Origin of the sequence: Halomonas sp. SL1 (assembly GCF_003030865.2) — a bacterium.
GTDB classification, from domain to species: domain Bacteria; phylum Pseudomonadota; class Gammaproteobacteria; order Pseudomonadales; family Halomonadaceae; genus Halomonas; species Halomonas halophila.
This window is the reverse complement of record NZ_PYUQ02000020.1, coordinates 1-18,705: the sequence shown is the minus strand read 5'-3', so window position 1 is coordinate 18,705 and position 18,705 is coordinate 1. Positions and strand designations below refer to the sequence as shown.

Here is an 18,705-nt window from a genome sequence, read left to right as displayed (position 1 = left end):
AGGCGATAATGAGGAATCAAAAAGGTGCTGCGCTGATCGTTGTACTCACCATGTTGACGGCCTCCCTGATGCTGGGGCTTTCCAGCATGCAGTCATCTTTGATCGACGAGCGCCTGGCAGGTAATTACAAGGCGGCTGCTCAAGCGCAAATGGGGGCGGAGCAAGCCGCTTCCGCAGGTCTTGGGTCTATTGGTAGTGCTGACTGGGTGAGCCTTTCTAGTCTCTCTTCCTCTGATGTTACAGATCTGAGGTGGGACGACGTGAAAGAAAAGGGTGATGGCGAATGCCAAGCGCCCTTACATTGTTACTATCGGTATGTGGTTGACGGCGAAGATAGATATATTGTCGCGATGGGCCGAATAGGTGATGGGGTGGCAGCATTAAGTGATTTAGTCATCGTTGAGGTTACAGAAGGTGGCGGCGGTATTATTTCAGGTGTGGAAGCAGCGCTTGCTTGTGTTCAATATAAGGGCCGTCTGTGCTCCTTTTCTCCGGGCAATGGGAAGTCTGGTTCTTCTGTTGATGGTACAGATAGGGTGGTGGATGGCAAGACGCAAGGAAGTCATCAGCCTGATGTCAATCCGCAGGGGAGCGATGTTGCGGCCATCCTCATGGCTAATGGCGGGACGGTGAGTGAGCAGCAAGGGAATGGTAATAAAAGCGCAGTCGTTGGTGACGAGATCTATTCTTCATCGTCTTATGATAATTATGTTGGCCGGCTGAGTGAGACATGGGAAAAGGCAGAAGAAAGAATCGCTTTAGACATTGCCAATGCCTTGTCGGTCGCAAGGTCGAGCAGTAAGCCTGATTATGTCTACTATGCTGGGCCGGGTGAGGTGGTTTCTCCGGGGAGTGATGAAGGTGTAGTTGTTCTTGAGGGTGGCGTTTTGGACCTGGATGGGAGAGACAAGTTCGTGGGTCTTGTGGTGATCTCGACCGCTATCGATGATGAAGGCAATCGAATTGCAGGAAGTATATCCTCTGGTGGCACCTCTACCATAGTGGGTGCAGTCTTGGGTGAGGGGTTCTCTTATGGTGGAGGAGGGAATCCGAGTATATTTTACAGCTCTGACGCAATAGCGGATTATGTGGGTTGGAAGGGAGATGAAGAAAGTGTTGGCGTGAGAGGTGGGTTTGTTGTTGAGAACTGGCGATAGGCAGCATTTTGGGTGAATTCACATGGGGCGATTTTTTATCGCTTTTATAACTTTTTAATTCGTCAAGCTCAGCACTGAGGCCGCCGGGAATCGACGCGAACCCGACCAACGTTATTGACGATGACCCTGGCGCCCTCTTCGTGCCGCCCGCAGAGACGAAAGGTACCGTTATACCCCGATGATCGGCCCAGTGCCGCATAGCGCACCGGACGGTTATCGTTGCGGTAGGTCAGCGACGGCAGGCGGCTCTCGTCGAAGCTGCGCAGCAGAGCATCACCGGGTTCGCCGCGCCCTTCGAAGATGGCCAGTGTGGCCAGCCAGGCTTTTCCGTCGGCGTTGTTGTCGATCCGACATTGGGTCATGTCGACGGTGGGGCAGAGGGTCACGGTACTGCGCCGGGTAATGGCGGCGCTGCGCGTCATGGCGAGTGCTGACTTTAGCCGCATCACCTCGGCGGCCACTTCATTTCGCGCCATCATCCGCTGAAAGCCGGGCACGGCCACGGTGGCCATGATCACCAGCACCGCCAGCGCCACCAGCAGCTCGATCAGCGTGAAGCCCCTGGCGGCGGGCTTTGCCAAGTTACGCGGCTTGTCGGTAAGGTAGCGTTCTTCGGCGGCGTCGGGTGCCATGTGGTCCCCCTTGGCAAAGTCTCGGCTTTCTTGGCGGTCTCGTCTTAACTATTGGCCGGACGTCGTACTTCTACTGTCAGTCAATTCGGACACGCCTCGTGAGCGATTTCCTCGTCGTGGGCGGTGGCGTCATCGGCATGATGACGACCCTGCAACTGGCCGATGCCGGCCATTCGGTGACCCTTCTCGAGCGCGGCCGCTGCGGCCGCGAGGCCTCCTGGGCCGGTGGCGGCATCGTCTCGCCGCTCTATCCCTGGCGCCACTCGGCGCCCGTCTCCCGCCTTGCCACCTGGTCGGAGGGCTTCTATCCCGAGCTGGCCCTGCGGCTCTTCGAGGAAACCGGCGTCGATCCGGAATATCGTCAGAAGGGCCTGCTCTACCTGCGGGTCGATGACGAGGCCCAGGCCGAGCGCTGGGCGCGTGAGGTGGGCAAACCGCTGGAGCGGGTCTCGGCCGATTTCCTCTATGCCAAGGAGCCACAGGCTGCGCCGGGCTTCGATGATGCGCTGTGGATGCCGACCCTCGGCAGCATCCGCAATCCTCGCCTGGGCCAGGCGCTGCGCTGCCGGCTCGAGGCCATGCCTCGCGTCACGCTGCGAGAGGGCAGCGAGGTCACGGGCTTCCGGCAGTCGGCGGCGCGGGTCACGGGCGTCGAGACCGCGGACGGCATCGTCGAGGGCGATCACACGATCGTCTGCGGCGGCGCCTGGGCGGCGGAACTGCTCGAGCGGGTCTGGATGGCGCTGCCGGTGCGCCCGGTGAAGGGGCAGATGATCCTGTTCGAGGCGCCGCCGGGGCTGGTGAATCGCGTGGTACTGATGGACGGACGCTATGTGATTCCGCGGGCCGACGGCCGGGTGCTGGCCGGCTCGACCCTCGAGGAGACCGGTTTCGACAAGACCACGGACGCCGAGGCGAAGGCCTCGTTGCGCGCGTCGGCGATCGGCATCGTGCCGGCGCTGGCCGAGTGCGAGGTGGAGCATCACTGGGCGGGGCTGCGCCCGGGATCGCCGGACGGCGTGCCGTTCATCGGCGCGGTGCCGGGGCTGGAGGGTCTCCACGTCAATGCCGGCCACTACCGTAACGGGCTGGTGCTGGCGCCGGCCTCGACGCACCTGCTGGTCGACGCGCTGCTGGGGCGCGAGCCGATACTCGATCCGGTGCCGTACCGTCTCGAAGGCCGGGTGACATCGAGGCGGTAACGAAGAGCGCGGTGCGGTCGAAGAGAGGAGGGCGGCGCCGTCAGTCCTCGCGCCGGCGCTCCTCCAGATACTTGTCGCGGTGGTCGGTGGAGCAGAACCACTCGCCCTTCTCGCGCAGGGCGTCGTTTTCCGGCAGGTGCACCTGACACCAGGCGCAGCGGACCATCTGTCCGCCCTGATGGCTCGCCTGGTCGGCGTCTTCCCGGTCGAGTTTCCATTCGCGGTACATGCGATAGAGCTTGAGGCCGGCGAAGAACAGCACGGCGAAGATGATCAGGCGGATCAGCAAGAGGTTCATCCTTAAGCGCTCCCTGTAGCGTGTCGGCCGCCTTTGCCACTCGACCGCCCTTGCGGGACAATGCGGGTATCCAAGGATTCTCGAGAGATTTCTACGCCCATGCAAGACCTGACGCTGGTGATGGCTCAGCTGGACCCCCTGGTGGGGGACATTCCCGGCAACACCGACCGGGCCATCGAGACGGTTCGCGAGGCGCGCATCGAGCATGGTGCCGATATCGTGGTGCTGCCCGAGCTGTTCCTGACTGGCTATCCGCCGGAGGACCTGCTGCTGCGCCCTTCCATGGAAACGCGGCTGCGCGAGGCCCGGGCACGGATGGCCGAGAAGATGTCCCGTGACGTGATGGTGATCGTCGGCTATCCCGGGCGCCGCGAGGGGCAGACCTGGAACCTGGCCGGCGTGCTCTACAACGGCGAGTGGCTCGACGAATACGCCAAGCAGGCGCTGCCCAACTACCAGGTGTTCGACGAGCAGCGTTACTTCGCGGTCGGCACCCGGCCGCTGGTGATCGAGCACAAGGGCGCCAGGCTCGGCATCCTGATCTGCGAGGATGTCTGGGCCGAGGCGCCGGTGCAGCAGGCACGGGACGCCGGGGCCGAGATCCTGGTCACCCTCAACGCTTCGCCCTTCCATCAGGACAAGCCCGCCGAGCGTCTGGCGCTGCTCGAGCAGCGCGCCCGCGAGGCGTCGCTGCCGATCGTCTATGTCAACCAGATCGGTGGCCAGGACGAGCTGGTGTTCGACGGCGGCTCGGCCTGTGTCGACGCCGACGGCCAGCTGCGCGTTCAGGCGCCGCACTGGGCGGTGGGGCTGATGCCGGTACAGTTCGTGCGCGAGCAGGAGCGCTGGGTGCCCCAGGCCGGGGAGGTCGACGAGTCGGTCGAGCCCGAGGAGGACCTCTACTGCGCGCTGGTCACCGGACTGCGCGACTACGTCAACAAGAGCGGCTTCAAGGGTGTGGTGCTGGGCCTGTCCGGCGGCATCGACTCGGCGCTGTCGCTGGCCATCGCGGTGGACGCGCTGGGGCCGCAGCGGGTGCACGCGGTGATGATGCCGTACCACTATACCGCCGACATTTCCAAGCAGGACGCCGCCGAGCAGGCCGAGCTGCTGGGCGTCGACTACGAGGTGATGCCGATCGAGCCGATGGTCGAGTCCTTCATGTCGACCCTGGCCGAGAGTTTCGCCGGCACCGAGCGCGACACCACCGAGGAGAACCTGCAGTCGCGCTGCCGCGGCGTGCTGCTGATGGCAATCTCCAACAAGAAGGGCCTGATGGTGCTGACCACCGGCAACAAGAGCGAGATGGCGGTCGGCTACGCCACCCTCTACGGCGACATGGTGGGCGGCTACAACGCCATCAAGGACGTCTACAAGACCTGGGTCTACCGCCTGGCGCGCTGGCGCAACACCCAGGCGCCGGCGATTCCCGAGCGGGTCATCGAGCGTCCGCCGTCCGCCGAGCTGGCGCCGGACCAGCAGGACAGCGATTCGCTGCCGGACTATGACGTCCTGGACGCTATCCTGGTGCGCTACATCGAGGGCGACATGAGTGCCGAGGCGATCATCGACGCCGGCTTCGAGCGCGACGATGTCTATCAGGTGGTGAAACTGGTCGACCGCTGCGAGTACAAGCGTCGCCAGGCGCCGGTGGGCGTGCGCGTCACCCGTCGCGGCTTCGGCCGCGACCGCCGCTATCCCATCGTCAACGGCTGGCAGCCCGGCGAGTGAGCTGAGCCGCCCGAGGGCGGCGACCCGCATGAAGGTGACATGAAAAAGCGGCGCTGCCATTGGCAGCGCCGCTTTTCGTCGTCGGTTGATCGCCCGCGAGGAGCGTTACCCGGGTCAGGCGGTGATCGGGGCCGCGTCGACGTACTGCGGGTCGAAGGTGCGGCCGTCGAGGCGCTCGTGGTCCGGGGCGTTGTCGATCAGCACCCGCAGGGTCTCGCGGGCCCGCTCGGTCATGTCGAGGCCCAGATAGCCCTCGACCATGGTCGCCAGGGCGTCACGGGTGGCCTGTGCCTCGGGGTAGTGCTCGATGACCCAGCGGCCACGCTCGACGGCCGCCAGGTAGGCGCCCTTGCGCAGGTAGAAGTCGGCCACCTGCAGCTCGTGGCGGGCCAGCACGTTGCGCAGGTAGACGATGCGCTGCTGGGCATCCGGCGCATATTGGCTGTCGGGGAAGCGCTGGACCAGCTCGCGGAAGTCGGAATAGGCGTCGCGGGTGGCGCCCAGGTCGCGCTTGGAGATGTCGATCAGCCGCAGCCCTTCGAGGCTGAAGCGCCCGGCCTGCCAGGCGGAGAGACCGCGCAGGTAGTAGGCGTAGTCGACTTGGGGATGGTCCGGGTGCAGGCGGATGAAACGGCTGGCCGCGGCCCGCGCCTTCTCCCAGTCGTCGGTCTGGTAGTAGGCGTAGATCAGTTCCAGCTGGGCCTGCTCGGCGGTATCGCCGAACGGGAAGCGGGTGTCGATGGCTTCGAGCCGGTTGATGGCGGTGGTAAAGCGTCCGCCCTCCAGCGCCGAGCGTCCCTCGTCGTACAGCTGGCGTTCCTGCAGGTCAGGCGCCTCCTGCTCCTGAGAACTGGCACAGCCGGCCAGCAGGGCACTCGCCAGCAGCATGACGGCCAGGCGGGGTCCGGTCGTGATAACGCGCATCGTGATCCTCGTGTCAAACAACCCTGGGTGGCCGTGCTAGAATCGGCCCGAATTCGCCCACTATAAAGCACCTCGTGGCAAAACGCAGTCACCGCGCCGAGCGTGCTGCCGCGGAGCGCTCCACCGCCCAGACGGATGATCATCGAGTCCATGTCCCAGACCTTCGAAGCCCAGCACCGCGTCCCCGAGCACATGGCCGGCCTGCGCCTCGACCAGGCCGCCGCCGACCTCTTCTCCGACTTCTCCCGGGAACGCCTCAAGGCCTGGATCAAGGAGGGCGCGCTGACCCTGGACGGCCGTCCCGCCAAGCCTCGCGACAAGGTCTACGGCGGCGAGGCCGTGGCGCTGACCGCGACGGTCGAGGACGATGCCCGCTTCGAGCCCGAGGACATCCCGCTGGACGTGGTGTACGAGGACGACGAGGTGCTGGTGATCAACAAGCCGCCCGGCCTGGTGGTGCACCCGGCCGCCGGCAATCCCGATGGCACCCTGCTCAACGGCCTGCTGCATCACTGTCCCGCGCTGGCGGCGGTGCCGCGGGCCGGCATCGTGCATCGCCTGGACAAGGACACCAGCGGGCTGATGGTGGTGGCCAAGACCCTGGGCGCCCAGACCGCGCTGGTGGAGCAGCTCCAGGCGCGTACCGTGTCCCGCGAGTACGACGCCGTCTCGGTCGGGGTAATGACCTCCGGCGGCAAGGTGGACGCGGCCATCGGCCGTCACCCCAAGGACCGCAAGCGCCAGGCGGTGACCGCCTCCGGCAAGCCGGCGGTGACGCACTATCGGGTGGTCGAGCGTTTCCGCGCCCACACCCACGTGCGCTGCAAGCTGGAGACCGGCCGCACCCACCAGATCCGCGTGCACCTGGCGCACCTGCACTATCCGCTGATCGGCGACCCGGTCTACGGCGGGCGCCTCAAGCTGCCGGCCGGCGCCGGCGAGACGCTCAAGGAGGTACTGCGCGAGTTCCCCCGCCAGGCGCTGCACGCCCGCAAGCTGGCCTTCGTGCACCCGACCAGCGGCGAGACGCTGACCTTTCGCGCCGCCCTGCCGGATGACATGCTGATGCTGCTGGACTTCCTGCGCGAAGACCGCGAGACTCGCCGCTAAGGAAACCGCGATGAGCGATGCCCTCGACCTGCGCCCGACCCTGATTCGCCCCGACTGGCCGGCGCCGCCCTCGGTGGCGGCCTGCGTTACCACCCGCGAGACCGGGCCCAGTCAAGGGCGCTTCGCCGCCTTCAATCCGGCGCAGCACGTCGGCGACAACGCTGCCCACGTGGCACTGTGCCGCCGCCAGCTGCAGAAGGAAGTCGGCGATGACCGGCCGCTGCTGTGGCTCGATCAGGCCCACGGCGCCCGGGTGCAGTCGGAATACCTCGAGACCCCGCCCGAGGCCGATGCCTCGGTGGCCCTCGACCGTGGTCATGCCTGCGTGGTGCTGACCGCCGACTGCCTGCCGGTGTTCTTCTGCGACCGCGACGGCCAGCGGGTCGGCGTGGCCCACGCCGGCTGGCGCGGCCTGGCCGGCGGCGTGCTCGAGGCCACGGTGGCCGCCATGGGCGCGCCGCCCGAGTCGCTGATGGCCTGGCTGGGGCCGGCGATCTCCAATGCCCAGTTCGAGGTCGGGCGCGAGGTGCGCGAGGCCTTCGTCGCCGTGCAGCCCGATGCCGCCGAGGCCTTCGTGCCGAGCCCCTATCGGCTGGGCCACTACATGGCCGACCTGTACAAGCTGGCGCGACTGCGCCTGGAACGGCTGGGACTGTCCCATATCAGCGGCGGCCACTTCTGCACCGCCTGCGAATCCCGCTTCTATTCCTACCGCCGTGACGACGGCGTCACCGGCCGCATGGCCAGCATGATCTGGCTGCGCTGAGTTACCCGCGGCGAGAGCGCCTCGCTCCTTGATGCATATCAACCCTCCGGCGTTTCCTCCGGCGGCTGACTTGAAAGCCGGCCATCCTGACGCCACTTAAGATGTCAAGACTCATGACATTGGGACAGGCGGCGCGTCCGAATCGCGCCGCTACCCCGACGGAGGAAACGCTATGCGAATCGACAAGTTCACCGCCAAGCTGCAGAACGCCGTGGCTGATGCCCAGTCGCTGGCCGTGGGCCACGGTCATAACCAGCTCGAGCCCGGCCACCTGCTGCTGGCGCTGCTCGATGCCAGCGATACTGGCGTCAAGGCGCTGGTGCAGAAGGCCGGCGGCGACGCCGCCAGGCTGCGCGACGGCCTGGTCGGCCATCTCGACGACCTGCCCAAGGTCGGCGATTTCGACGGCGAGGTGCAGCCGTCCCGCGACCTGATGAAGCTGTTCAACCTCACCGACCGCGAGGCCCAGAAGCGCGGCGACCAGTACATCGCCAGCGAGCTGGTGCTGCTGGCCGCGCTGGAGATGCGCCATGCGGTGAGCAAGCTGCTCGGCCAGGCGGGTGTGAGCCGCAAGTCGCTGGAGACCGCCATCGACAGCGTGCGCGGCGGCGAGAAGGTCAGCGATCCCAACGCCGAGGAGAGCCGCGAGGCGCTGGAGAAGTACACCCTGGATCTCACCGAGCGGGCGTCCAGCGGCAAGCTCGACCCGGTGATCGGCCGCGACGACGAGATCCGCCGCACCGTGCAGGTGCTGCAGCGCCGGACCAAGAACAACCCGGTGCTGATCGGCGAGCCCGGCGTCGGCAAGACCGCCATCGTCGAGGGTCTGGCCCAGCGCATCGTCGACGGCGAGGTGCCCGAGGGCCTCAAGGACAAGCGCGTGCTGTCGCTGGACATGGGCGCGCTGCTGGCCGGGGCCAAGTTCCGCGGCGAGTTCGAGGAACGCCTGAAAGCGGTGCTCAAGGAGCTGGCCCAGGAGGAGGGCCGGATCATCCTGTTCATCGACGAGCTGCACACCATGGTCGGTGCCGGCAAGGCCGAGGGCGCCATGGACGCCGGCAACATGCTCAAGCCGGCGCTGGCGCGCGGCGAGCTGCACTGCGTGGGCGCCACCACCCTCGACGAGTACCGCCAGCACATCGAGAAGGATGCCGCCCTGGAGCGTCGCTTCCAGAAGGTGCTGGTCGACGAGCCCTCCGAGGAAGATACCGTGGCCATCCTGCGCGGCCTCAAGGAACGCTACGAGGTGCACCACGGCGTCGACATCACCGACGGCGCCATCATCGCCGCGGCCAAGCTGTCGACCCGCTACATCACCGATCGCCAGCTGCCGGACAAGGCCATCGACCTGATCGACGAGGCCTGCTCGCGGATCCGCATGGAGCTCGACTCCAAGCCCGAGGAGATGGACCGCCTCGACCGCCGGCTGATCCAGCTCAAGATGGAGCGCGAGCACCTCAAGAAGGAGACCGACGAGGCCTCCAAGAAGCGCCTCGACAGCCTCGAGGAACAGATCGAGGAGCTCGAGCGCGAGTACGCCGATCTCGACGAGATCTGGAAGGCCGAGAAGGCCAGCATCCAGGGCGCGGCCCAGTTCAAGGACGAGCTCGACCGTGCCCGCATCGACCTCGAGCAGGCGCGCCGTCAGGGCGACCTGGGGCGGATGTCCGAGCTTCAGTACGGGGTGATTCCCGAGCTCGAGCAGAAGATCGCCGAGTCCAGTGACGCCGAGGCCGATACCGCCAAGCACCAGCTGCTGCGCTCCAACGTCACCGAGGAGGAGATCGCCGAGGTGGTGTCGCGCTGGACCGGCATTCCGGTGTCCAAGATGCTCGAGGGCGAGCGCGACAAGCTGCTGCGCATGGAGGAAGCGCTGCACGAGCGGGTCATCGGCCAGGACGAGGCGGTCACCGCGGTGGCCAACGCCGTGCGCCGCTCCCGGGCCGGGCTCGCCGACCCGAACCGCCCCAACGGCTCCTTCCTGTTCCTCGGCCCGACCGGGGTGGGCAAGACCGAGCTGTGCAAGTCGCTGGCCGGCTTCCTGTTCGACACCGAGGAAGCCATGGTGCGCATCGACATGTCCGAGTTCATGGAGAAGCACTCCGTGGCCCGGCTGATCGGCGCGCCTCCCGGCTACGTCGGCTACGAGGAGGGGGGCTACCTGACCGAGGCGGTGCGCCGCAAGCCCTACTCGGTGCTGCTGCTCGACGAGGTCGAGAAGGCCCACGCCGACGTCTTCAACATCCTGCTGCAGGTGCTCGAGGACGGCCGCCTGACCGATGGCCAGGGCCGCACGGTGGACTTCCGCAACACCGTGATCGTGATGACCTCCAACCTCGGCTCCGAAATCATCCAGGGCATGGGCGGCGACGACAGCGGCTACGCGCAGATGAAGTCCGCGGTGATGGACGTGGTCGGCACCCACTTCCGCCCCGAGCTGATCAACCGCATCGACGAGGTGGTGGTGTTCCACGCCCTGCGTCAGGAGCAGATCCAGGCCATCGCCGCCATCCAGCTCGAGCGCCTGCGCGGGCGGCTGGCCGAGCACGACCTGTCGCTCGAAGTCTCCGACGCGGCCATGGCGCAGCTGGCCGAGGTCGGCTTCGATCCGGTGTTCGGCGCGCGGCCGCTGAAGCGGGCGATCCAGAACCGCCTCGAGAATCCGCTGGCCCAGGACCTGCTGGCCGGGGCGTTCTCGCCGGGCGATGTCATTCGCGTCGAGGCCGAGGGCGACCGCCTGGTGTTCCAGAGCTGAGGCGTTACACGCCCTGAAACGAGACCGCCCGCGCCGAAAGGCGCGGGCGGTTTTCTTTTGCCGGGCCGCCTGCTCGACGGCGGGGAGGCTGCGTCGTATCAGGCGCGCTGGGCGGCGGCGCTCGAGGCCTCGCGCTTGCCCTGCGGTTCGCGCACCAGGCGCTTCTGCAGCTCCTCGAGGGAGACGCCCTTGGTCTCCGGCATCAGGAACATCACGAACACCAGCTGCAGCGCCATCATCACGGCGAAGAAGGCGAACACCGGGCCGCCGCTGAAGGTGCCGAGCACCCACGGCATCAGCAGCGCGATCAGCGCCGCGCACACCCAGTGCACCGAGCTGCCGAAGGATTGGCCGCGGGCCCGCACGTGGTTGGGGAACACCTCGGAGATGAACACCCAGATGATCGCCCCCTGGCTCATGGCGTGGGCGGCGATGAACAGGCCCAGCAGCAGTGGCACGTCCAGCCCGCCGAGCTCGCCGCTGAAGAAGGCGCGCGAGATCAGCACCAGCGAGACCAGATAGCCGGCCGAGCCGATGTAGAGCAGGGTGCGGCGCCCCAGGCGATCGATCAGCGCCATGCCGAGCATGGTGAACACCAGGTTGACCAGGCCGATGCCGGCGGTGGAGAGCAGGGCGGTGTTGGCGCCGAGCTCGGCGGCCTCGAGCACCCGCGGGGCATAGTAGATGATGAAGTTGATGCCCGAGAGCTGGTTGAAGAAGGCGATCAGGAAGGCCAGCAGGATCGGCAGCCGGTAGCGGCCGGAGAAGAAGCCGGCGTGGGCGCGCTCCTCGCTGTCCTCGGCGGCCTGGATCTCGGCGATCTGGGCGTCGACGTCGGCGGCGGGGTCGAGGCGCAGCAGCACCTCGCGGGCGCCCTGGGTGTCGCCGCGATGCAGGATCAGCCAGCGCGGGCTGCGCGGCACCCGGCTGATCAGCAGGGTGTAGAGCAGCGCCGGCACGATCTCGATGCCGAGCATCCAGCGCCAGGCATTGGTCTCGAACAGCCCGCCCACCACGTAGTTGGAGATGAAGGCCATCAGGATGCCGAACACCACGTTGAACTGGTACAGCGCGACCAGGGTGCCGCGGTGCTTGGCCGGGGCGATCTCGGAGATGTAGGTCGGGGCGGCCACCGAGGAGATGCCGACGCCGATGCCGCCCAGCAGGCGGAACAGCGAGAACCAGTAGGGATCGGTGGCCAGCGCCGAGCCGATCGCGGACACCAGGTAGAGCATGCCGATCAGCAGCAGGGTGGCGCGGCGGCCCAGGCGGTCGGTCGGCCAGTTGCCGCCGATGGCGCCGATCACGGTGCCCCACAGGGCCATGGACATGATCAGCAGGCCGTGTTGGAGGTCGCTGAGCCCCCAGAGCGTCTGGATGGGCTGGTCGGCGCCCGAGATGACCGCGGTGTCGAAGCCGAACAGGAAGCCGGCCAGGGCCACGGTGATGGACCACTGCACGATGCGTGACATGGGCGTCTCCTCGGTGAGGCGGTGTTCTGAATGTGGGTGAATCGATTCATCTTGCAGGCGTCGCCTTGTCGGCGTGACGAGGAAGCGGAAGGGCGCTCGAGAAAGGTGAATCGTGTCAGCTGGCATCATTAAAGCAGCAACGCCAGGCGGTCGCGAGTCGGTCATTTTAGACTTTCGTCTTAAACGATGGCGAGAGCGGGGCGCGGAAACGCCGAAATGCGCCGATCGGCGCCTGCCGGTGCGGGCGGCGGTTGACACTTTTCGGACGCTATTGGAATCTTGACCCTTCCTGATTATCGGGCGCGGACTCCAGCGGGCGACCCCCGATTTCCGTGCGAAGGGTAGGCCGCCTGGCCTCTACCCGCCGAAGGACTTCCGGGTCCGGGCTAACCGCCCGGCCTGGCCAACGCCCCGACGCGGTGATCCGCCGTGATTAGAGTGCTGGCCCTAACCGGGCCTCAATACGCCAGGGTTTGGCATCAGGTGCCGGCGAGACCGGCAGCGGCATACCGCCGCACTCGACCCCGTGCCCGACGAGGGCGCGGATCGCACTCGAGACCTCCAGGGGAGAAACATCAGTGGAACTGCTTTCCGGCGCGGACATGATCGCCCGCTTCCTGCAAGACGAGGGCGTCGAATACATCTACGGCTATCCCGGCGGCGCTGCGCTACACATCTATGACGCCCTGTTCCGACAGGACAAGGTCAAGCACATCCTGGTGCGCCACGAACAGGCCGCCACCCACGCCGCCGACGGCTACGCCCGGGCCTCCGGCAAGCCGGGCGTGGTGCTGGTCACCTCCGGTCCCGGCGCCACCAACGCGGTGACCGGCATCGCCACCGCCTACATGGACTCGATTCCCATGGTGGTGCTGTGCGGCCAGGTGATGAGCCACCTGATCGGCGACGATGCCTTCCAGGAAACCGACATCGTCGGCGTGACCCGGCCGATCGTGAAGCACAGCTTCTCGGTCAAGCATCCGAGCGAGATTCCGGAAGTCCTCAAGAAGGCCTTCTATCTGGCGTCCACCGGGCGGCCCGGCCCGGTGGTGGTGGACATTCCCAAGGACATGACCGCCCCCACCGAGCGCTACGAGTACGTCTATCCGAAGAAGGTCAAGCTGCGCTCCTACAACCCGGTGACGCGCGGCCATACCGGCCAGATCAAGAAGGCCGTGGAGCTGATGCTCAAGGCGCGCCGGCCGGTCTTCTACACCGGCGGCGGGGTGGTGACCGGCGAGGCCAGCGAGGGGCTGACCGATCTGGTCAAGCGGCTGGGCTTCCCGATCACCACCACCCTGATGGGCATCGGCGCCTTCCCGCAGAGCGACGACCAGTGCCTCGGCTGGCTGGGCATGCACGGCTCCTACGAGTCCAACATGGCCATGCACCACGCCGACCTGATCATCGCCATCGGGGCGCGCTTCGACGACCGGGTGACCAACAACACCTCCAAGTTCTGCCCCACGGCCAAGATCGTCCACGTCGACATCGATCCGAGCTCGATCTCCAAGACGGTGCGTGCCGACGTGCCGATCGTGGGACCGGCCGGCAGCGTGATCAACGAGATGATCAGCCTGCTGCAGGGCCGCGAGATCGCCAGCACCGAGGCGCTCACCGAGTGGTGGCAGACCATCGACGGCTGGCGCGAGGAGCGCCGCGGCAAGCTCTACGAGCCGTCCGCCGAGGGCGAGGTGCTCAAGCCCCAGGAAGTCATCGAGGCGGTATGCCGCGCGACCCGCGGCCAGGCCTACGTGACCACCGACGTGGGGCAGCACCAGATGTTCGCCGCCCAGTACTACAAGTTCGACAAGCCCAACCGCTTCGTCACCTCCGGCGGGCTCGGCACCATGGGCTTCGGCTTCCCGGCGGCCATGGGCATCAAGCAGAACTTCCCCGACGAGCAGGTGGTCTGCTTCACCGGTGAGGGCAGCTTCCAGATGATGATGCAGGAGCTCTCTACCTGTAAGCAGTTCGGTGGCGGGGTGAAGATCATCAACCTCAACAATGCCTCGCTCGGCATGGTGCGCCAGTGGCAGGACCTGAACTACAAGTCCCGCCATGCGCATTCCTACATGGAGTCGCTGCCCGATTTCCAGAAACTGATCGAGTCCTATGGCTTCACCGCCCTGAAGGTGCAGACGAAAGAGGAACTCGAGTCGGCGTTGGAGAAGACCTTCGCCGACAACGACGAGCTGGTGTTCCTCGACGTCGCCGTGGACCCCCACGAGCACGTCTATCCGATGCAGGTGCCTCTGGGCTCCATGCGTGACATGCTGCTTTCCAAGACGGAGCGGACCTGATGCGCCATATCATCTCGATTCTGATGGAAAACGAACCGGGCGCCCTGTCTCGCGTGGTGGGGCTGTTTTCCCAGCGCAACTTCAACATCGAAACTCTCAACGTGGCCCCCACCGACGACGAGACGCTGTCGCGTCTGACCGTGACCACCATCGGCGACGATCGAGTGATCGAGCAGATCACCAAGCATCTCAACAAGCTGGTGGACGTGGTCAAGCTGGTGGACCTGACCGAGGGCAGCCACATCGAGCGCGAGCTGATGCTGGTCAAGGTGAAGGCGCTGGGCGCGGCGCGGGACGAGGTGAAGCGCACCGTGGACATCTTCCGCGCGCAGATCGTCGACGTGACGCCGAGCCAGTACACCGTCCAGATCACCGGCGACGCCAGCAAGCTGGACGCCTTCCTCGAGGCGATGTCCCCGGTGGGGCTGCTCGAGGTGGCGCGCACGGGGGTGTCGGGGATCGCCCGTGGCGACAAGGTCCTGTCGCTGTAATTTCGAGCTGATCCGCCCGATCGAAGAAGCCGCCCTACGGGGCGGCTTTCTCGTGTCTGGAAGGAGCGTCAGCCGTGCTCCTCGACCTCGGCCCACAGGGCGTGGATCAGCGGGCTCTTCAGCCGGCGGTTGAGTACGCACAGTCCGACGTCGTAGTGGGGCAGCTCCGGCTTCACCGGCAGCACCCGGACTCGCTCGGCCAGCGGGCTCGCCTCCAGCACGATGCCCGGCACCACGCCGACGCCGAAGCCCAGGCTGACCATGCTGACGATGGCCTCGTGGCCCGAGACCTGGGCGTAGATGCGCGGCTTGAGGCCCAGCGCCCGGAACCAGGTGTCGCTGACCTCCCGCGACAGCCCCGATTCCGAGAGGATCATCGGCACGTCCCGCCACTGCTCGGGGCGGGACGCCTCCGGTGAGGCCGGGATCCATGACTGAGGCTCCCTCGGGGCGATGAACACCAGCGGCGAGCGGGTCAGCGACTTGAAGGCCAGGGCCTCGGGCAGTCGACGCGGCCTCAGGGTGATCGCCATGTCCTCGTTGCCGGCCAGTACTCTTGGCATCGACTGGGCGGGGTCGCCGGTGTGCAACTTGAGCTCGATGCCCGGGTGGCGGGTGCGGAACTCGCTGAGCAGGTCGTAGAGGAAGCTGTAGCTGGCGGTCACCGAGCAGTAGATGCTGATTTCCCCCGTCAGCGCCTGGGCCTCGCTCATCATCGACTGGCGCAGCCGTTCCCATTCCTCCAGGGCGTCCCGGGCATAGTCGTGGAACTGATGGCCCTGGCGGGTCAGCGTCACGTGGCGGTTGTCGCGCTCGAAGAGGCGCACGCCGAGGCTTTCCTCCAGCTGGCGGATCGACCGCGAGAGGGTGGAGGGACTGACGTGGCAGGCCTCGCTGGCACGGCCGAAGTGCAGGGTGTCGGCCAGGGCGAGGAAGTGCTTCAGGGGGCGCATGTCCATGGGCTGAGTATTTCACATTTCGGGATATGACATTGCAAATATAGCGTTTTACGCAATGAAGTGCCTGGCGTAGAGTCGATGCATCGACCGGGCACGCAGACCCGGGGCCTGACGCCCAGCGCCGCGACAAGACGGCGCGGGTGGCCATCAACGCTGACACCTCTTTCTCATACTCGTTTTCAGGAGCCTCACATGCGCGTTTATTACGACAAGGACTGCGATCTCTCCCTCATCCAGGGCAAGCAGGTGGCCATCGTGGGTTATGGCTCCCAGGGTCACGCTCACGCCAACAACCTGAAGGAGTCCGGTGTCGACGTCGTCGTCGCGCTGCGTGAAGGCTCCTCCTCCGCCGCCAAGGCCGAGGCCGCCGGTCTCAAGGTCGCTTCCGTCGAAGAGGCCTCCAGGGCCGCCGACGTGGTGATGGTGCTGGCGCCGGACGAGAATCAGAAGGCCATCTACGAGCAGCAGATCGAGCCGAACCTGAAGCAGGGCGCGACCCTGGCCTTCGCTCACGGCTTCAACATCCACTACAACCAGATCGTGCCGCGCGCCGACCTCGACGTGATCATGATCGCGCCGAAGGCCCCGGGCCACACCGTGCGCTCCGAGTTCGTCAAGGGCGGCGGTATCCCCGACCTGATCGCCATCCATCAGGACGCCACCGGCAGCGCCAAGGAACTCGCGCTGTCCTACGCGGCGGGCGTCGGCGGCGGCCGTACCGGCATCATCGAGACCACCTTCCGCGACGAGACCGAGACCGACCTGTTCGGCGAGCAGGCGGTGCTGTGTGGCGGTGCGGTCGAGCTGGTCAAGGCCGGCTTCGAGACCCTGACCGAGGCAGGCTATGCCCCGGAAATGGCCTACTTCGAGTGTCTGCACGAGCTCAAGCTGATCGTCGACCTGATGTACGAGGGCGGCATCGCCAACATGAACTACTCCATCTCCAACAACGCGGAGTATGGCGAGTACGTCACCGGCGGTGAGGTCATCAACGACCAGTCCCGCGAAGCCATGCGCAACGCTCTCAAGCGCATCCAGACCGGCGAGTATGCCAAGATGTTCATCAACGAGGGTGAGACCAACTACCCGTCGATGACCGCGCGTCGCCGTCTGAACGCCGAGCATCCGATCGAGCAGGTCGGCGAGAAGCTGCGCGGCATGATGCCGTGGATCGCCGCCAACCAGCTGGTCGACAAGTCCAAGAACTGATCGGGCGTCATCGATAGCAGCCGAAGCGAGGGCGCGGGAAACCGCGCCCTCGTTTGCGTTCATGGGCAATGAGTCCCGCCGGGCTCTATGTGTAGAATGGAGCCAACCCCAGTCGCAACGGATGACACCATGAGTCAGGACCCCAGCAATCGCGAGCCTCAGACCCCGCCGCCACACGACGACGATGATCTGGCCAAGACCTTCCTGCGTGAGTCGGAAGTGGTCGAGGAGGCGTTGGAGGATGGCAAGAAGGTCCGCCGCAAGGGGATCTACCTGCTGCCCAACCTGTTCACCACCTCGGCGCTGTTCTCCGGCTTCTTCGCCGTGGTGGCCGCCATCAACGGCGATTTCACCTCGGCTTCCATCGCCATCTTCATCGCCATGGTGCTTGACGGCCTGGACGGGCGGGTGGCGCGCCTGACCAATACCCAGAGCGCCTTCGGCGCCGAGTTCGACTCGCTGTCCGACATGCTGTCCTTCGGCGTGGCGCCCGGGCTCGTGGCCTTCACCTGGATCCTGCAGGACGTGGGCAAGACCGGTTGGGTGGTGGCCTTCCTCTATGTGGCCTGTGCCGCCCTGCGCCTGGCACGCTTCAACGTGCAGATCGGCAGCGTCGACAAACGCTGGTTCATCGGCCTGCCGAGCCCCTCCGCCGCGGCAGTGGTCGCCGCCAGCGTCTGGACCTTCCACAGCTTCGATGCCGATGCCTTCGGCTTCAAGCTGCTGATGCTGTTCCTGGTCGGTGCCGCCGGCGTGCTGATGGTCAGTAACGTTCGCTACTACAGCTTCAAGGACGTCGACCTCAAGGGGCCGGTGCCCTTCGTGGTGCTGCTGGCGATCGTGCTCGGTTTCGTGGTCATCTCCATCGAGCCGTCGGTGATGCTGCTGCTGCTGTTCGGCGCCTATGTCGCTTCCGGCCCGGTATGTGCTCTGCTGCGCAAGATGAAGAGCGGCGCCAAGGGCTGAATCGCGTTATCCTTGCCGGCCATGACGCCCGCCTCGTGCGGGCGTTGTTGTCTCTGGGCGCCGGGCCTGAATTATCCACAGGCGGTCGAGCGGGCAGGCGGGTGTGGATAGCTTTCCGCGGGTGCCGGTGCAGGTGAGTGTCACGCCTTGTTCATCCCATCGTCACGATTCGGCAAATAGTCCTTGCGCTGCCCCGAGAGAATCCGTAAAGTACGCATCCGCTGCCGGCGACGGGCAACGTTGCAGGCGGTGATGAGTGGCAAAAGCGCTTGTTTTTCTTGAGGTTTTTCGGCGGATGTCGAAATCGCTCGATTGACAGGGTCAGCGGAATCGGTAGAATGCCCGCCACTCGCTACGGTAGCCCGCTGAGGGCTCGATCGGACCTCGCTTCACTCGCTGAAGACGACCGCTCGGTCATCTGCTTCGCTCTCTCGAGAGCTTGAAGATCACCGGTTGACACGACGCGCCGATCACGTAGAATACGCCTTCCTTGCGAGGCACTGGTCAAGCGGCCGGGAACGCAAGATGCTCTTCTCCTTATTGAGTCGAGCTGCTCTTTAACAATCGATCAGATAATTCATGTGGGCGCTTGTCGGGATGTCGGTGACCAGTCACTAGATATCAAGACAAGCGACTCGTCAAAGAGACGTTTGAATCTTGAACCAGGTTTGGTTCCACCTTAGGAACTATCAAGCTTTTAACTGAAGAGTTTGATCATGGCTCAGATTGA

The 18,705-nt window shown here is 65.7% G+C and carries 15 protein-coding genes; 10 read left to right on the top strand and 5 right to left on the bottom strand.

Features of this window, described 5'->3' with window-relative positions; translation table 11 throughout:
- The first annotated feature begins 8 nt into the window (after window positions 1–8).
- Window positions 9–1,157: a PilX N-terminal domain-containing pilus assembly protein gene (locus tag C9J49_RS13535; protein ID WP_107182417.1), complete on the top strand. Its 1,149-nt coding sequence runs from the start codon at window positions 9–11 to the stop codon at window positions 1,155–1,157.
- 68 nt (window positions 1,158–1,225) lie between these two features.
- Here C9J49_RS13535 and C9J49_RS13530 read toward each other — a convergent pair whose 3' ends face one another.
- The gene (locus tag C9J49_RS13530) at window positions 1,226–1,789 is read right to left on the bottom strand and encodes a GspH/FimT family pseudopilin (RefSeq protein ID WP_052052324.1); all 564 of its coding nucleotides are present in this window, start codon (window positions 1,787–1,789) and stop codon (window positions 1,226–1,228) included.
- 98 nt (window positions 1,790–1,887) lie between these two features.
- Here C9J49_RS13530 and thiO point away from each other — a divergent pair, with 98 nt between their 5' ends.
- A complete protein-coding gene (gene thiO / locus C9J49_RS13525; protein ID WP_107182416.1) occupies window positions 1,888–2,991 on the top strand; it encodes a glycine oxidase ThiO in 1,104 nt (367 codons plus the stop codon).
- A gap of 40 nt (window positions 2,992–3,031) precedes the next feature.
- Here thiO and C9J49_RS13520 read toward each other — a convergent pair whose 3' ends face one another.
- Window positions 3,032–3,289, bottom strand: a complete 258-nt coding sequence (locus C9J49_RS13520; protein ID WP_035592837.1) for a PP0621 family protein — start codon at window positions 3,287–3,289, stop codon at window positions 3,032–3,034.
- A 99-nt stretch (window positions 3,290–3,388) separates the two neighbouring features.
- On the opposite strand from C9J49_RS13520, the gene C9J49_RS13515 reads away from it, so the two are divergent.
- On the top strand, window positions 3,389–5,020 hold the full coding sequence (locus C9J49_RS13515; RefSeq protein WP_046077756.1) for an NAD+ synthase: 1,632 nt from the start codon (window positions 3,389–3,391) through the stop codon (window positions 5,018–5,020).
- A gap of 114 nt (window positions 5,021–5,134) precedes the next feature.
- On the opposite strand, the gene C9J49_RS13510 is transcribed toward C9J49_RS13515, so the two are convergent.
- Complete coding sequence (locus tag C9J49_RS13510) at window positions 5,135–5,944, bottom strand: outer membrane protein assembly factor BamD (RefSeq protein WP_035592839.1); 810 nt, start codon at window positions 5,942–5,944, stop codon at window positions 5,135–5,137.
- A 150-nt stretch (window positions 5,945–6,094) separates the two neighbouring features.
- Here C9J49_RS13510 and rluD point away from each other — a divergent pair, with 150 nt between their 5' ends.
- From rluD to clpB, 3 genes are all read left to right on the top strand, one after another.
- Window positions 6,095–7,054, top strand: coding sequence for a 23S rRNA pseudouridine(1911/1915/1917) synthase RluD (gene rluD / locus C9J49_RS13505; RefSeq protein ID WP_107182448.1), 960 nt, complete (start codon window positions 6,095–6,097; stop codon window positions 7,052–7,054).
- Window positions 7,055–7,064: 10 nt separating this feature from the next.
- Entirely contained in the window at window positions 7,065–7,820 is a 756-nt protein-coding gene (gene pgeF, locus C9J49_RS13500; RefSeq protein WP_035592840.1) for a peptidoglycan editing factor PgeF, read from the top strand.
- 172 nt (window positions 7,821–7,992) lie between these two features.
- Complete coding sequence (clpB, locus tag C9J49_RS13495) at window positions 7,993–10,575, top strand: ATP-dependent chaperone ClpB (RefSeq protein ID WP_107182415.1); 2,583 nt, start codon at window positions 7,993–7,995, stop codon at window positions 10,573–10,575.
- 98 nt (window positions 10,576–10,673) lie between these two features.
- On the opposite strand, the gene C9J49_RS13490 is transcribed toward clpB, so the two are convergent.
- Entirely contained in the window at window positions 10,674–12,173 is a 1,500-nt protein-coding gene (locus tag C9J49_RS13490; protein WP_258394070.1) for a sugar porter family MFS transporter, read from the bottom strand.
- Between the two features lie 452 nt (window positions 12,174–12,625).
- Here C9J49_RS13490 and C9J49_RS13485 point away from each other — a divergent pair, with 452 nt between their 5' ends.
- Both C9J49_RS13485 and ilvN read left to right on the top strand, forming a co-directional pair.
- Window positions 12,626–14,350, top strand: coding sequence for an acetolactate synthase 3 large subunit (locus C9J49_RS13485; RefSeq protein WP_107182414.1), 1,725 nt, complete (start codon window positions 12,626–12,628; stop codon window positions 14,348–14,350).
- The gene (gene ilvN / locus C9J49_RS13480) at window positions 14,350–14,841 is read left to right on the top strand and encodes an acetolactate synthase small subunit (RefSeq protein WP_035592844.1); all 492 of its coding nucleotides are present in this window, start codon (window positions 14,350–14,352) and stop codon (window positions 14,839–14,841) included. The genes C9J49_RS13485 and ilvN overlap by 1 nt, the downstream gene beginning before the upstream one ends.
- A 68-nt stretch (window positions 14,842–14,909) precedes the next feature.
- Here the strand turns inward: ilvN and ilvY are convergent, their stop codons facing one another.
- Window positions 14,910–15,800 (bottom strand): HTH-type transcriptional activator IlvY, encoded by an 891-nt coding sequence (ilvY, locus tag C9J49_RS13475; protein ID WP_046077752.1) that lies wholly within the window; start codon window positions 15,798–15,800, stop codon window positions 14,910–14,912.
- 192 nt (window positions 15,801–15,992) lie between these two features.
- Between ilvY and ilvC the strand changes: the two genes are divergently transcribed.
- Both ilvC and pssA read left to right on the top strand, forming a co-directional pair.
- Window positions 15,993–17,009, top strand: coding sequence for a ketol-acid reductoisomerase (gene ilvC, locus C9J49_RS13470; protein ID WP_035592846.1), 1,017 nt, complete (start codon window positions 15,993–15,995; stop codon window positions 17,007–17,009).
- Between the two features lie 129 nt (window positions 17,010–17,138).
- Window positions 17,139–17,975 (top strand): CDP-diacylglycerol--serine O-phosphatidyltransferase, encoded by an 837-nt coding sequence (gene pssA, locus C9J49_RS13465; RefSeq protein ID WP_046077751.1) that lies wholly within the window; start codon window positions 17,139–17,141, stop codon window positions 17,973–17,975.
- Window positions 17,976–18,705: the final 730 nt, after the last annotated feature.

Coding starts and splice junctions, on each gene's coding strand:
- rluD (WP_107182448.1), top strand. CDS start 6,095: ATGTCCCAGACCTTCGAAGCCCAGCACCGCGTCCCCGAGCACATGGCC.
- C9J49_RS13510 (WP_035592839.1), bottom strand. CDS start 5,944: ATGCGCGTTATCACGACCGGACCCCGCCTGGCCGTCATGCTGCTGGCG.
- C9J49_RS13530 (WP_052052324.1), bottom strand. CDS start 1,789: ATGGCACCCGACGCCGCCGAAGAACGCTACCTTACCGACAAGCCGCGT.
- ilvN (WP_035592844.1), top strand. CDS start 14,350: ATGCGCCATATCATCTCGATTCTGATGGAAAACGAACCGGGCGCCCTG.
- ilvC (WP_035592846.1), top strand. CDS start 15,993: ATGCGCGTTTATTACGACAAGGACTGCGATCTCTCCCTCATCCAGGGC.
- C9J49_RS13515 (WP_046077756.1), top strand. CDS start 3,389: ATGCAAGACCTGACGCTGGTGATGGCTCAGCTGGACCCCCTGGTGGGG.
- clpB (WP_107182415.1), top strand. CDS start 7,993: ATGCGAATCGACAAGTTCACCGCCAAGCTGCAGAACGCCGTGGCTGAT.
- pgeF (WP_035592840.1), top strand. CDS start 7,065: ATGAGCGATGCCCTCGACCTGCGCCCGACCCTGATTCGCCCCGACTGG.
- pssA (WP_046077751.1), top strand. CDS start 17,139: ATGAGTCAGGACCCCAGCAATCGCGAGCCTCAGACCCCGCCGCCACAC.
- C9J49_RS13535 (WP_107182417.1), top strand. CDS start 9: ATGAGGAATCAAAAAGGTGCTGCGCTGATCGTTGTACTCACCATGTTG.
- ilvY (WP_046077752.1), bottom strand. CDS start 15,800: ATGGACATGCGCCCCCTGAAGCACTTCCTCGCCCTGGCCGACACCCTG.
- C9J49_RS13520 (WP_035592837.1), bottom strand. CDS start 3,289: ATGAACCTCTTGCTGATCCGCCTGATCATCTTCGCCGTGCTGTTCTTC.
- C9J49_RS13490 (WP_258394070.1), bottom strand. CDS start 12,173: ATGCCAGCTGACACGATTCACCTTTCTCGAGCGCCCTTCCGCTTCCTC.